The following is a 13,040-nucleotide window of genomic DNA, read 5'->3' as shown; positions in this document are numbered from 1 at the left end:
GGGGGTCACCTTTTCTGAGGGTCGACGACAGCGTTTTCGCTGCGGGGTGAGTACTCGCCGTGCGCTCGGAGATGGTCGAGCAGCAGGTTGCTCAGCGGCTCGGGCGCTTCCTCGGGGATCCAGTGGCTGACGCCGTGGAGGATCTCGAATCGGTACGGCCCGCTGACCCATCGCTCGGTCTCCTGCGCGGCTGCCGGGCCGAACGCGCTGTCGTCCGTGCTCCAGACGTACAGCGTGGGAACGTCGACGACCCCGATCGCGCCGTCGGGGCGGCCGGCGCGGTACCAGTTCAGCGCGGCGGTGAGAGCGCCAGGCCGGGACAGGTGGCGTACATAGGCGTCCGCACTGTCTTGCGGGACCTTTCCGGCGTAGAAATCGCGAAGCTCTTGGGCGTCGTGGGCCAGCATGCGCTCTTCGGTCGTGGGCGTTTCGCGCCAGTCGATCATGTAGTGCGAGCGACTGCGCTGGTCCTCATCCGTGCGCAGGGTGGTGGCCAGGGCGCCGGGGTGCGGGGTCGAGACGACCGTGAGAGTGCGCACGCGGCCGGGGTGGGCGTCAGCCGTCCACCAGGCCACCGCGCCGCCCCAGTCGTGGCCGACCAGGTCGAACGTCGCCCAGCCCAGTTCCTCCGTGATCGCCACGACGTCGTCGACGAGATGGCTGATCCGATAGTCCTCGGGTCGCTGGGGACGGGCCCCGGGGGAGTACCCACGTTGGTCGGGTGCCACCACCCGGCAGCCCTGCGCGGCCAACGCCTCGATCTGCCTCCGCCACACCACCCCCGTCTGCGGGAATCCGTGCAGCAAGAGCACCGGGCGGCCCCCGGCGGGACCGGCAGCGATCGCGTCGAACACGCCCGCATGTGTGGAGATGCTCAGCTGAGTCACGATCCACCCTTCGGTACCGACTGGTCGGTACCCTTGCGGCAAGGGGAGGTGCTGTCAAGAGCGCGCGGCGGTTGAACCTGACGTCGAATTCACATATAACCGGTCGGAAAGCCGATACCCGTCACCCCTGCGGCCATGACATGTCCTCGGATCACCCGAGGAGACGGTCATGAGCCATGTCGCACGGCAGTTGGCGTACGGCACCGTCCACCGGCAATCGAGCCCGGCTCACGGAGCTCGGAGTTTCGACCCCGGAGTCCCCGGAGTCCCCGGACGAACCGGACCGACAGGAAACAGCGAGGCGACATGAGGGAAGCAGTCATCGTTTCGACGGCACGGACGCCGATCGGAAAGGCCTACCGCGGCGCGTTCAACGACACCCAGGCGCAGGAACTCGCCGCCCACGCCCTTTCGCACGCGGTGCGGCGCGCCGGTCTCGAGGGGGGCGAGGTCGAGGACGTCGTCTTCGGCTGCGCCGTGCAGCAAGGGTCCTCCGGGTTCAACGTGGCGCGTCAGGCCGCTCTGCGGGCCGGACTTCCGGACACCGTGTCGGGGATGTCGATCGACCGGCAGTGCTCGTCTGGTCTGATGGCCATGGCGACGGCCGCAAAGCAGATCGTCACGGACGGCATGCAGGTCGCCGTCGGCGGCGGTGTCGAGTCGATCTCCCTGGTCCAGAACGACCACATGAACACCCACCGCATGACGGATCCCTGGCTGGTCGAGCACAAGCCGGGCATCTACCTGCCGATGCTGCAGACGGCGGAGATCGTCGCCGAGCGCTACGGCGTGAGCCGGGAGCGCCAGGACGAGTTCGCGCTGCTGTCGCAGCAGCGCACCGCGGCGGCGCAGGAGGCCGGCCGGTTCGACCAGGAGATCGTCGCGCTCAGCAGCGTCAAGAAGGTCCTCGACAAGCAATCCGGGGAAGTACGGGACGAGGAGGTCACCCTGACCCGGGACGAGGGCAACCGCGCGTCGACCACCCTCGACGGCCTGGCCGGCCTGGCGCCGGTGCTGCCCGACGGTCAGGTGAGCGCGCACTCCAGCGTGACGGCGGGCAACTCCTCGCAGCTGTCGGACGGGGCGTCGGCCTCGGTGCTGATGGAGGCGAAGGAGGCCGAGCGCCGCGGCCTGGAACCGCTGGGCGTCTACCGGGGTATGACCGTCGCCGGGTGCGCGCCGGACGAGATGGGCATCGGCCCGGTCTTCGCCGTCCCGAAGCTGCTGAAGCAGCACAACCTCACCGTCGACGACATCGGGCTGTGGGAACTCAACGAGGCCTTCGCCTCCCAGGCGCTGTACTGCCGCGACGAACTGCACATCGACCCGGAGCGGTTCAACGTCGACGGCGGCGCGATCTCGGTCGGCCACCCGTACGGCATGACCGGCGCCCGACTGGTGGGGCATGCCCTCATCGAGGGCAAGCGCCGCGGCGTTCGGTATGTGGTGATCTCCATGTGCATCGGCGGCGGAATGGGCGCAGCCGGACTGTTCGAGGTCGCCTGAGCATGGACCCGTTGTCGAACGCGATGGAAGAGACCCGAAACGCGGTCCTGGTGGACTTCGGCGGTGTCATCACCTCCAGTGTGTTGCGGGCCTTCACCGCATTCGGCGCCTCGCTCGGCGGCGACCCGCGCCTTCCGCTGGACCTCCTGAGCCGGGACCAGCCCTCACGCACCCTGCTGGCCGACCACGAGTGCGGCCGTATCGACGCCCCGGCCTTCGAGCGGGGATTCGCCGAACGCCTCCGTGTCCATGGTGCGGAGGTGCCGGCCGAGGGGCTCACGGCCCGGATGCAAGCGGGAATGTCGATCGACCGGGACATGCTCGCGCTGCTCGGTGAGGTGCGAGCCGCCGGTCATCCTGTGGCGCTGGTGTCCAATTCGTTCGGCACCGGGACCTACGACGGCGTCGACCTCGCGGCCGTCGCCGATGTGGTCGTCATTTCGTCCGAGGTCGGCATCCGCAAGCCCTCCCGGCGGATCTACGCGATCGCGTGTGAACGCCTCGGTGTCGACCCCGGGGAGGCGGTCATGATCGACGATCTGCAGCAGAACCTCGACGGAGCGGCACGGATCGGAATCGGAGGCGTACTGCACACCAGCGCCGCCGACACCCGCCGTCAACTCGCCGACCGCTTCGGGATCACTGCCTGACCGATACCCGTCGACCAGCCGACCGGACGCACTGAGGTCGGTCATCCGGTCACACCGCCCGAGGGCTCGATGCCGAAGCCGGGCAAAGTCACCTTGTCGACGAGGGTGCGACCCGCACGTCACCTGCTCACATCCCGGAAGGCGCCGCCCCGTGACCAGCGTTTTCGATCCTGTGTCCCGCCACGCGGCCGTCACCCCCGACCGTAGCGCTCTGACCCGCGACCCCGCCCTCGGCGACGTTGCCGCCCGCCGCCCCTGAGCCCCGGGAAACCAGGACATCAGCCGGCTCCGTCTGCCCTTTGGGATTTACGACCATGGCGTCGGATTCAAGTAAAGTCCCGGGGATGGACACCACTGCGCCCGAGGGGACCGACAGCGAGCAGGCACCGCCCGTGGCGCCCTTCTCGCAACTTCGCGAGCCGCCGACGACGCAGCGCGGAGCGCGGACCCGGGCCGCTCTGGTGAAGGCCGCGCGCAAGGTGTTCGAACGGGACGGTTACCTCGGCACCCGCCTGACCGACATCACCAAAGAGGCCCGGTGCGCGGCGGGATCCTTCTACACCTACTTCGCCAACAAGGAAGAGGTGCTCGCCGCCGTCCTCCTGGAGGCGCAGGAGGACATGATGCACCCCGGCACGGGCCGGGTGCAGGGCGCCGACGACCCCTATGCGGTACTCGAGGCGAGCAACCGCGCCTATCTCGCGGCGTACAGGCGGAACGCGAAGCTGATGGCACTGCTCGAGCAGGTCGCCCAAGTGGAGCCGGAGTTCCGTGAGTTCCGAAGGCGGCGCGGGGACGCGTTCATCCGCCGCAACGCCCGCGGTATCGCCGACCTGCAGGCGCGGGGTGTCGCAGACCGCGAGGTCGATCCGATGATGGCGTCCCGTGCGCTGTCCGGCATGGTCAGTGTCATGGCTTACAACGCCTTCGTGCGCAGTGAAGAGCAAGAGGAGGACACGCCGGTGGACTTCGAGGAACTCGTGTCCACGGTCACCCGCCTGTGGGCGAACGCCCTGCGGTTCCCCGGCCACCGCTGATCCGCCCGCCTCACAGCCGCTCGTACCCCTGGGGTCGGGCGGCTTCTTCATTGGTTCCGTGCGGACAGCTATTGAACTTGACGTCGGATTCAATTATACAGGTCGGACGCATCGCACGCCCCGTCAACGGAGAGGGTTGCCGTGAACCTTGCAGAGAGAGTCGCCATCGTCACCGGTGGGGGCGGCGGCATCGGCAGCGCGCTGGTCGCACGGCTCGCTCGCGAGGGCGCCCGGGTCGTGGTCGCAGACCTCGACGCGGAGGCCGCGCGGGCGGTGTCGGAGACAGTCAACGCCGACCATCCGGGCACCACCGTCAGCGCCGGCGCGGACGTGTCGGACACCGGGCAGATCCAGCAGTTGATCGACCTGGCGGAGAGCGCCTTCGGTCCGGTCGACTTCTACTTCGCGAACGCGGGCATCGGCGGCGCGCTCGGCCTCGACGTGAGCGAGCAGGACTGGGATCGCTCGATCGACGTCAACCTGCGAGCCCACATCCGTGCGGCAAGGCTGCTGGTACCCCGTTGGCTCGAGCGCGGTGAGGGCTACTTCGTCAGCACGGCCTCGGCGGCCGGACTGCTCACCCAGATCGGCTCCGCCACGTACGCCGTCACCAAGCACGCGGCCGTCGCCTTCGCCGAGTGGCTGAGTGTCACCTACGGCGACCGCGGGGTACGCGTCAGCTGTCTGTGCCCGATGGGCGTGAACACCAGGATGCTGACCGCCGGGGAGGACTCGGGGGACGCGCTGGGAAGAGCCGCGGCGCGGGCCGTCACCTCCGCCGGTGACGTCCTGGAGCCGGCCGAAGTCGCCGACGCCGTCCTGGCCGCCATCGAGGACGAGCGCTTCCTCGTCCTGCCGCACGAAGACGTTCTCGATATGTACCGGCAGAAGAGCTCGGACTACGACCGCTGGGTGCGCGGGATGCGCCGCTACCAGAGTTCCCTGCTGGCACAGGCATGACCGGCGCGCCGGGCGAGCTCGTCCTCGCCGAACCTGGCTGTCGCCCCGGCTGGTGGGGCACAGCCGAGCAGCGGATCTGCTGCTGTCGAGTCGCAGGGTGGATGCCGAGAGGCGTCGCCAGTCACCTGGACAAGCGCTCGCCCGACTTTCCCTCCCTACCCGTCAGGAGTTCGGATGTCCCTGTTCGATATGTCGGACCGTGCCGAGAAGTACCGGGCGGATCTGCTCGAGTTCATGGATGAGCACATCTACCCCGCCGAGGCGGTGTACGACGAGCAGATGCGCGCGTCGGGCGACCCGCACTTCCACCCGCCGATCCTCGAGGAGCTCAAGGCGCAGGCGCGCAGGCGCGGACTGTGGAACCTGTTCCACCCGCACCCGGAGTGGGGCCCCGGCCTGACGAACCTCGAGTACGCGCCGCTGGCGGAGATCATGGGCCGCAGTCACATCGCCTCCGAGGCGTGCAACTGCAACGCGCCCGACACCGGCAACATGGAGGTGCTCACCCTCTTCGGCACCGACGAGCACAAGGAGAAGTACCTCAAGCCGCTGCTCGACGGGACGATGGCCTCGGCCTTCGCGATGACCGAGCCGCGTGTCGCCAGCTCCGATGCCACCAACATCGAGCTGCGGATGGAGCGCGACGGCGACGAGTACGTGCTCAACGGCCGCAAGTGGTTCGCCTCGAACGCGATGCACAAGAACTGCAAGGTGCTCATCGTGATGGGCAAGACCGACCCCACGGCGGCCCCGCATCGCCAGCAGTCGATGATGGTCGTACCCGTGGACGCCCCCGGCGTCACCGTGGTCCGCAACCTCCCGGTGTTCGGGTACGCGGACCGCGAGGGCCATGCGGAGATCGTCTTCGAGAACGTCCGGGTGCCGGCCAAGGACCTGCTCAAGGGCGAGGGCGAGGGTTTCGCCATCAGCCAGGCCCGGCTCGGGCCCGGCCGCATACACCACTGCATGCGGGCCATCGGCGCGGCCGAGCGGGCACTGGAACTGATGTGCCGGCGCGCACAGTCACGGGTGACCTTCGGCAGCCCGGTCGCGGAACGGTCGAACATCCAGGACTGGATCGCGGAAGCGCGGATCGACATCGAGATGATCCGCCTGCTCACGCTCAAGGCCGCGTATCTGATGGACACGGTCGGGAACAAGGAAGCGCGCACCGAGATCGCGGCCATCAAGGTGGCCGCCCCCGACATCGCGTTGAGGATCGTCGACCGCGCGATCCAGGTGCACGGGGGAGCGGGAGTGACCGACGACTTCCCCTTGGCGATGATGTACGCGCATCTGCGGACGCTGCGGCTGGCGGACGGTCCCGACGAGGTTCACAAGCGGGCCATCGCCAAGCAGGAACTGCGGCGGTACCGCGACGCGGGGGCGGTGAACTGAGATGGCAGGACTCGACCTCACCGGTCGTACAGCCGTCGTCACCGGGGCCTCGCGCGGTATCGGGCTGGCGATAGCCCGATCCATCGCCGAGGCCGGCGGAAACGTCGTCCTCACCTCCCGGACCCAAGAGGCGGCGGAGGCCGCCGCGGCCCAGGTCAACGGCACAGCGGTCGGCGTGGGAGCCCATGCGGTCGACGAAGAGGCGGCCCGGCGCTGTGTGGATCTGACGCTCGAGCGCTTCGGCAGTCTGGACATCCTCGTCAACAACGCGGGGACCAACCCGGCCTTCGGGCCGGTCATCGACCAGGACCACGGCCGGTTCGCGAAGACCTTCGACGTGAACCTGTGGGCGCCCGTCCTGTGGACGGGTCTGGCCACGCGGGCCTGGATGGGGGAGCACGGCGGGGCGGTCGTCAACACCGCGTCGGTGGGCGGCATGGCCTCCGAGGCGAACATCGGGCTGTACAACGCCTCGAAGGCCGCGCTGATCCATCTCACCAGGCAACTGGCCCTGGAGCTCTCGCCGAAGGTCCGCGTCAACGCCGTGGCACCGGGGGTGGTGCGGACGAAGCTGGCCGAGGCTCTGTGGAAGGAGCACGAGGAGGAGGTGTCCGCCTCGGTGGCGCTGGGCCGCATCGGGGAGCCTGCCGACATCGCGTCCGCGGTCGCCTTCCTCGTCTCGGACGCCGCGAGTTGGATCACCGGCGAGACGATGGTGATCGACGGCGGCCAACTGCTCGGTGAGGCGCGCCCGTTCAGGCAGGGAGCCGGTATCGGTGTCTAGCGCGGACATCGTCGGAATCGACGCCGGGGCGGTGGGCCGGCTGGTTCGCCTCCCTCGGCGTCGGCTTCGCCGAGGTCATGCGACCCATGGCGGGCGCCGTGCCCGGTGCAGCGCAGGGGCTCGCACTGCGGCACGCAGGCGCCACGCGTTTCAGCCGGGAGGCGCCGACAGATGGATCAGGATGCCGCACACCTCGTCGACGATCTCCTGGGCCTCCGTCTCGTCGCAGCAGTCGCCCAGCTCGCGTGCCGCCCCGCCGATCACGGTAGTGAGCACTCTCACCCGCACCCGGCCGGCGCGTCGCTTCTCGTCCACCTCCAGCAGCCGGGCGTTGCGCCGTACCCACGCGCGGTCCCACTGGCGGCGCAGCGCGTCGAAGCCCGTGGGGCCGTCATCCTCCACGAGGAGTCTGCCGAACCGCCGGTTGTCCCAGGCGCCCTCCAGGTAGGCCCTGGCTCCCGCCACGAAAAGGGCGATGGGGTCGTCCACGCCACGGTCTCGCTCGGCGGTCAGCGTGGCCGCGGTCCGGTGTTCCTGTGCCTCCCGGAACTCCTCCCAAAGAGCGAGGTAGAGCCCTCGCTTTCCGTCGTAGTGCTGGTAGAGGCTGCCCACCGGGATGCCGGAGCGTGCCGCGATCTCGGCGAGACCGGCGTCGGCGTAACCGCGCTCGGTGAACACCTCCAGCGCGGCGTCCAGAAGCGCACTCCGGACCGTTCGGCTCTGCCCGGTGGGTGCCTCCTCCGTCCACGCGGACTCCACGATGCTGCTCACTGGTGATCCCCACCTTCCCCGGCCCCGTCGCGGATGGCGAGGGCGACCAGCAGTTCCAGGAGGTCGGCGATCCGGCGCGGATTGCGCCCAGTGCGTTCCTCGATCCGGCGCAACCGGTAGTGCGCCGTGTTGTGGTGTATCCGCAGCCGGTCGGCGGCCAGCCGCAGGTTGAGGTCGGCCTCCGCGAAGGCCCGTACGGTGGCCGCCAGCGTGTCGCCACGTCTGCGGTCGTCCTCCAGCAGCGCACGCACGCGGGGATCGACCAACTGGCGGGCGAGGTCGTCGGCGCGCAGCGCCAGGTAGTCGAAGGGGGACAGGCGCGGCAGTGCCGCCACCCCGCCCTCGCTCGGTACGAGGTCGAGGGCGGCGCGTGCCTCCTCGTAGGCGCGTGGCAGTTCGCCGGCGCCATCGGCGACCGTGCTGATGCCCATGGATAGCGAGGTTCCCTCGCGCGCGAGCCGCCGCTGCACCGCCTCGAAGTGGCTGCAGATGTCCTCCGCGTCCATGCCGGTGCGGACCACCGGCACGGCCACCACCTCGTCGTGGCGCACGACGACCAGGGTCCGGCCGGCCCAGGGCCCGGCGATGCCGATGGACGCGCTGGTCGCGTAGCCGTGCTCGGCCGAGGTGAGGTCGCCGGTGCGGGTGTCGTCGACGCACACCGCCACGACCGCCATCATCGGCGAGTGCGGCCCTATGCCGTACGCCTGCGCCGCGGCGAGCAGCGGACCGCGCGCCGGTGCCGCGCCGGCCAGGAGCTGGTCCAGGAGGTCCCGGCGCTCCCGGTCCGCGTCGGCGACCACGTGCTGCTGGTACTCGACATAGGCCTGCGCGGCATGCGTGCTGGCGAAGTCGACGTACCGCATCAGCGGTGTGACGAGGGACAGCGCGGCCTGCTGTGCCTCGGCGGACGTGCCCGCGCAGTCCAGCAGCACGTCCCACAACACCTGCCGGCCGACCCGGAAGGCACTGATCCAGTCCTCGAGGGCGAACCCCGCGCGTGCTCTGCGCATGGCCGCCGCACGGCTGAAGACCAGGTCTTCGGGGGCGATGTCCCGGCCGCCGGCCAGTGCCGCCAGCTGCATCCGGTAGTGCGTGAGGACCTGGTCCCGTACGTCGTCGATGAACCGCTCGTCCTGCAGCGCGTACGACGGGATCTCCGTGCGCATGACCGCGACGGCGGTCCTCGCCACGTCCTCGAGCCGGTCCTGGACGGCGTGCAGGATCCGGTGCCGCTCCCGGCTGAGCGGGTCGGAGAGTGCGGGGGCGCCCAGGGCGGGTCCGCGAGACATGGCGCCGATCGTCGCTGCCCTCCTCGTGTCCCGTCAACAGGCCCGGCGGGCGACATACCGGGGGACCTGGGCGCGGCGCACAAGTCGGTGGCCACGAACTTGGGTGCTCGCACCCAATGTGTGCTCGGAACGCCCTCACCTACTGTGACGCTCGCCCACCCCCCAGCACCTCGGAAGGGGCGTCACTCATGCTCGCGGTCGACGGTATCAGCGTGCGCTTCGGCGGGATCACGGCACTGGACGGTGTCGCGTTCACCGTCGAGCCGGGCACCGCCGTGGGGCTCATCGGACCGAACGGAGCCGGCAAGACCACCTTGTTCAACTGCCTCACCAGGCGCTGCTCCCCTGATGCGGGGACGGTGCGGTTCGAGGGCGAGGACCTGCTCGCCCTCCCGCCGCACTCCGTGGCCGGGCGCGGCATCGCCCGCACCTTCCAGAACCTGGGTCTGTTCCCGCTGCTCACGGTCCGGGAGAACGTCATGGTCGGCGCCCACGGCCGGGGGCGCACAGGACACCTCGCCGCGGCGCTCCGGCTGCCCCGCGTCCGGCGGGAGGAGAGGGAACTACGTGACCAGGCGGACGACTTGCTACGGCGTCTCGGCCTGGCGGAGGTCGCCGACCACCCCGCCTCCGGGCTGCCGTTCGGCACGCTCAAACGCGTCGAACTCGCCCGGGCGCTCGCGGTACGGCCCCGGCTGCTGTTGCTCGACGAACCCGTCAACGGGCTCAGCCACGGCGAGGTGGACCAGTTCGCGGATCTGGTCCGCTCGGTGCGCGAGGACTTCGACCTGACGCTCCTGGTGGTCGAACACCACATGGGGTTCGTGATGGGCCTGTGCGACAAGGTGGTCTGCCTCGACTTCGGGCGCAAGATCGCCGAGGGCTCACCGGAGGAGATCCAGCGCGACCCGGCGGTCATCGAGGCGTACCTGGGGGTGGCGGCATGACGGAACCCACCACCGACAGCACCGAAGTCGGACACGTGAACGCGGAGCCGGACTTCCTGAAGGTCGCCGGGCTGCACGCCGGATACGGTCAGGCCCGCGTGCTCCAGGGGCTCGACTTCTCCGTCGCACGCGGCGAGGTGTGCGCGATCCTCGGGCCCAACGGCGCGGGCAAGACAACGACACTGCGGGCCCTGTGCGGCATGGTCCGCGGACGCGGCTCGGTGACGTTGAACGGCACGGAGCTGCTGGGCCGCTCGCCCGAGCAGACCGCCCGTCTCGGCGTGGCGCACGTGCCCGAGGGCCGGGGCACCTTCAACGACCTGACCGTCGAGGAGAACCTGCGCGTCGGCGCCCACGTGCGCACCGGGCGGTGGCGGCGGGGCGGCGCCGAACGCGCGGCCGTGGCGGCCGACCTGCAACGGATCTACGACTACTTCCCCAAGCTGCGCCAGCGGTCCCGCCAGGCCGCCGGCAGCCTCAGCGGCGGCGAACAGCAGATGCTCGCCATCGGCAGGGCGCTGATGCTGCGGCCCGCCCTGCTGCTCCTGGACGAGCCGTCGCTGGGGCTAGCGCCGCTGGTCACGCGCGAGCTGTTCGAGATCGTCCGTGCCGTCAACGAGGAGGAACGCACCACCGTGGTCGTCGTCGAACAGAACGCCCAGCTCGCGCTGGATGTCGCGCACCGGGCGCACGTACTGGAGGCCGGCCGCCTGGTGCTTTCCGGGCCGTCGCGGGAGATCCGCGAGGACGGGCAGGTCGCCGAGGTCTACCTCGGTGTCTCCGTCCGCTCCGCGAAGGACGGGGGAGCGCCGTGACCGAACTGCTCCAGCAAGTCGTGGAAGGGGTCGGCTCCGGCGCCGTCTATGCCAGCCTGGCGCTGGCCCTGGTGCTGATCCACCGGTTCACGGGCATCGTGAACTTCGCACAGGGTGAGCTCGCCATGATCTCCACGTACGTGGCGTGGCAGCTCGTGGCGTCCGGGATGTCCTTCTGGCTCGCGCTGCCGGTCACCCTGGCGGTGTCGTTCGCCGGCGGCATGCTGGTCGAGCGGATCGTCATCCGTCCCGTGCAGAAGGCGCCCGAGCTGACGACGGTCATCGTCACCGTAGGCCTGTTCATCTTCGTCAACGCGACGGCCGGTCTCATCTGGTCGTTCACCGTGAAGGACTTCCCGCAGCCGTTCCCCGACGGCGGGATCGACCTGGCCGGGGTGCGCGTGGACTGGTCGACACTCGGGATCATCGCGGTGGTGGCCGTCGTGATGGGGCTGCTGTACCTGCTGTTCCAGCACACCTCCAGCGGCCTGGTGATGCGGGCGGTCGCCTGCAACCCCGTCTCCGCCCGGCTGTCGGGCATCAGGGTGGGCCGGGTGCTGATGCTCGGCTGGGGGCTGGCCGCGACGGTCGGCGCCGTGTCGGGCGTGCTCGTCGCCCCGCTGCTTTTCCTCGAGCCCAACATGATGGGCGGGGTGCTGATCTACGCGTTCGCCGCGGCCACCCTCGGAGGCTTCGACAGCCCGGTCGGCGCGGTCGTCGGCGGCCTGTGCGTGGGCGTCGCCGAGACGCTGGCCGGGGCGTACGTGGACGTCGTCGGCGCCGATCTGAAGGTGGGCGTACCCCTGGTGATCATCCTGGCGGTGCTGTTGGTGCGGCCCCAGGGCCTGTTCGGACGGGCGGCGGTGGAACGCGCATGAGCACGATCGTCGCAACACTCGGCACCGACCGCGCCCGGCGTCTGCGGGCCGCGCTCACCGCGCTGCTCGTGGCGGCCGTCGCCGTAGGCGCACCGTTCTACTTCGCCCCCTTCCAGGTCTTCCAGCTGACCATGGTGCTGCTGTACGCGGTGGTGCTGGCCGGACTGAACCTGCTGGTCGGGTTCGGCGGGCAGATCTCGCTCGGGCACGGCGCGTTCTTCGCGGCAGGGGCCTACACGGCGGCGGTCATGCTCGACCGGTACGACACCGGTCACCTGGCCACGCTGCCGGTCGCGGCCGCCGGATGCTTCCTGCTGGGCCTCGGTTTCGGCGTGCCCGCCCTGCGACTGCGCGGACTGTACCTGGCCCTCGTCACCCTCGCGTTCGCGGTGTTCCTGCCGCCGCTGCTCAAACGGCTCGAACCGGTGACGGGCGGCTCCATGGGCCTGACCGTGGACAAGCTGCAACCGCCCGCGTGGAGCGGGATGGCCGAGGACCAGTGGACGTACTTCGTCGTCCTCGCGGTCACCGCGGTGTCCCTGCTGCTCGCCCGCAACCTGCTGCGGTCCCGGGTCGGCCGGGCACTGCTCGCCGTGCGGGACAACGAGAGCGCCGCGGAGGTCATGGGCGTACGGCTGTCGCTGCACAAGACCCTCGCCTTCGCATGGAGCGCGCTGTTCGCGGGTGTCTCCGGCTGCGTCTACACCTGGGTGATCGGCTTCGTCTCCCCCGACTCGTTCAGCTTCGTCCTGTCCATCACCCTGCTGGCCGGCCTGGTGGTCGGAGGGCTCGCCTCGCTGTACGGACCGCTGCTGGGAGCGGCCTTCGTGGTGTACGTGCCGAGCGTCGCCCAGGACATCAGCGAGGCGGCGCCCGGTGTGGTGTTCGGCCTGCTGATCATCGCGGTGATGTTCGTGGCGCCGACGGGACTGGCCGGTCTTGCGGGCCGTGTCCGGGGCACCGCCGCCCGTCGGCTCATCCGCACCACCACCCCCGACGCCGACGACGACCGGACGTCCGGCTCCGAACCCTCCGCGCCCCTCACCCCGGCGGATCCCGCCCCTGTCGACGCCGAACCCGTGGGCGCACCGCCCCGCCCGGAAAAGGAATGAATC

13 protein-coding genes are annotated in these 13,040 nt (G+C 70.2%); 10 read left to right on the top strand and 3 right to left on the bottom strand.

From position 1 onward, the window contains the following. Positions 1-5: 5 nt before the first annotated feature. Positions 6-878 (bottom strand): alpha/beta fold hydrolase, encoded by an 873-nt coding sequence (locus tag ACFYXA_RS09965; RefSeq protein ID WP_389031665.1) that lies wholly within the window; start codon positions 876-878, stop codon positions 6-8. Positions 879-1,193: 315 nt separating this feature from the next. On the opposite strand from ACFYXA_RS09965, the gene ACFYXA_RS09960 reads away from it, so the two are divergent. The 6 genes from ACFYXA_RS09960 to ACFYXA_RS09935 all read left to right on the top strand — a co-directional run bounded on the left by ACFYXA_RS09960 (position 1,194) and on the right by ACFYXA_RS09935 (position 7,222). Next, entirely contained in the window at positions 1,194-2,393 is a 1,200-nt protein-coding gene (locus tag ACFYXA_RS09960) for an acetyl-CoA C-acyltransferase (protein WP_389030385.1), read from the top strand. 2 nt (positions 2,394-2,395) lie between these two features. Beyond that, entirely contained in the window at positions 2,396-3,043 is a 648-nt protein-coding gene (locus ACFYXA_RS09955) for an HAD family hydrolase (protein ID WP_389030382.1), read from the top strand. Between the two features lie 344 nt (positions 3,044-3,387). After that, complete coding sequence (locus tag ACFYXA_RS09950) at positions 3,388-4,080, top strand: TetR/AcrR family transcriptional regulator (protein ID WP_389030379.1); 693 nt, start codon at positions 3,388-3,390, stop codon at positions 4,078-4,080. Positions 4,081-4,221: 141 nt separating this feature from the next. After that, the gene (locus ACFYXA_RS09945) at positions 4,222-5,040 is read left to right on the top strand and encodes an SDR family oxidoreductase (protein WP_389030376.1); all 819 of its coding nucleotides are present in this window, start codon (positions 4,222-4,224) and stop codon (positions 5,038-5,040) included. A 174-nt stretch (positions 5,041-5,214) separates the two neighbouring features. Next, on the top strand, positions 5,215-6,438 hold the full coding sequence (locus ACFYXA_RS09940) for an acyl-CoA dehydrogenase family protein (protein ID WP_389030373.1): 1,224 nt from the start codon (positions 5,215-5,217) through the stop codon (positions 6,436-6,438). 1 nt (position 6,439) lies between these two features. Then, positions 6,440-7,222, top strand: coding sequence for an SDR family oxidoreductase (locus tag ACFYXA_RS09935; RefSeq protein WP_389030370.1), 783 nt, complete (start codon positions 6,440-6,442; stop codon positions 7,220-7,222). Positions 7,223-7,372: 150 nt separating this feature from the next. On the opposite strand, the gene ACFYXA_RS09930 is transcribed toward ACFYXA_RS09935, so the two are convergent. Continuing rightward, positions 7,373-7,993 carry a TetR/AcrR family transcriptional regulator gene (locus tag ACFYXA_RS09930; RefSeq protein ID WP_389030367.1) on the bottom strand — a complete coding sequence of 207 codons (621 nt, stop codon included), beginning with the start codon at positions 7,991-7,993 and terminating at the stop codon, positions 7,373-7,375. Then, positions 7,990-9,285 carry a PucR family transcriptional regulator gene (locus tag ACFYXA_RS09925; RefSeq protein WP_389030364.1) on the bottom strand — a complete coding sequence of 432 codons (1,296 nt, stop codon included), beginning with the start codon at positions 9,283-9,285 and terminating at the stop codon, positions 7,990-7,992. The genes ACFYXA_RS09930 and ACFYXA_RS09925 overlap by 4 nt, the downstream gene beginning before the upstream one ends. Before the next feature lie 188 nt (positions 9,286-9,473). Here ACFYXA_RS09925 and ACFYXA_RS09920 point away from each other — a divergent pair, with 188 nt between their 5' ends. The 4 genes from ACFYXA_RS09920 to ACFYXA_RS09905 are packed head-to-tail and all read left to right on the top strand — an operon-like array spanning position 9,474 to position 13,037. Beyond that, complete coding sequence (locus ACFYXA_RS09920; RefSeq protein ID WP_389030361.1) at positions 9,474-10,232, top strand: ABC transporter ATP-binding protein; 759 nt, start codon at positions 9,474-9,476, stop codon at positions 10,230-10,232. Further along, entirely contained in the window at positions 10,229-11,047 is an 819-nt protein-coding gene (locus ACFYXA_RS09915) for an ABC transporter ATP-binding protein (protein WP_389030358.1), read from the top strand. The genes ACFYXA_RS09920 and ACFYXA_RS09915 overlap by 4 nt, the downstream gene beginning before the upstream one ends. Beyond that, entirely contained in the window at positions 11,044-11,925 is an 882-nt protein-coding gene (locus ACFYXA_RS09910; protein ID WP_352247384.1) for a branched-chain amino acid ABC transporter permease, read from the top strand. Before ACFYXA_RS09915 ends, ACFYXA_RS09910 begins: the two co-directional genes overlap by 4 nt. After that, on the top strand, positions 11,922-13,037 hold the full coding sequence (locus ACFYXA_RS09905; protein ID WP_389030354.1) for a branched-chain amino acid ABC transporter permease: 1,116 nt from the start codon (positions 11,922-11,924) through the stop codon (positions 13,035-13,037). The genes ACFYXA_RS09910 and ACFYXA_RS09905 overlap by 4 nt, the downstream gene beginning before the upstream one ends. Positions 13,038-13,040 lie beyond the last annotated feature (3 nt).

Source organism: Streptomyces sp. NPDC002566, from assembly GCF_042889585.1.
Classification (GTDB): domain Bacteria; phylum Actinomycetota; class Actinomycetes; order Streptomycetales; family Streptomycetaceae; genus Streptomyces.
This window is presented reverse-complemented; position numbering and strand designations above follow the sequence as displayed.

Excerpts from the sequence above, each read along its gene's own strand:
- ACFYXA_RS09955 (WP_389030382.1), top strand. The coding sequence starts at position 2,396 with ATGGACCCGTTGTCGAACGCGATGGAAGAGACCCGAAACGCGGTCCTG.
- ACFYXA_RS09940 (WP_389030373.1), top strand. The coding sequence starts at position 5,215 with ATGTCCCTGTTCGATATGTCGGACCGTGCCGAGAAGTACCGGGCGGAT.
- ACFYXA_RS09950 (WP_389030379.1), top strand. The coding sequence starts at position 3,388 with ATGGACACCACTGCGCCCGAGGGGACCGACAGCGAGCAGGCACCGCCC.
- ACFYXA_RS09905 (WP_389030354.1), top strand. The coding sequence starts at position 11,922 with ATGAGCACGATCGTCGCAACACTCGGCACCGACCGCGCCCGGCGTCTG.
- ACFYXA_RS09960 (WP_389030385.1), top strand. The coding sequence starts at position 1,194 with ATGAGGGAAGCAGTCATCGTTTCGACGGCACGGACGCCGATCGGAAAG.
- ACFYXA_RS09935 (WP_389030370.1), top strand. The coding sequence starts at position 6,440 with ATGGCAGGACTCGACCTCACCGGTCGTACAGCCGTCGTCACCGGGGCC.
- ACFYXA_RS09925 (WP_389030364.1), bottom strand. The coding sequence starts at position 9,285 with ATGTCTCGCGGACCCGCCCTGGGCGCCCCCGCACTCTCCGACCCGCTC.
- ACFYXA_RS09920 (WP_389030361.1), top strand. The coding sequence starts at position 9,474 with ATGCTCGCGGTCGACGGTATCAGCGTGCGCTTCGGCGGGATCACGGCA.
- ACFYXA_RS09915 (WP_389030358.1), top strand. The coding sequence starts at position 10,229 with ATGACGGAACCCACCACCGACAGCACCGAAGTCGGACACGTGAACGCG.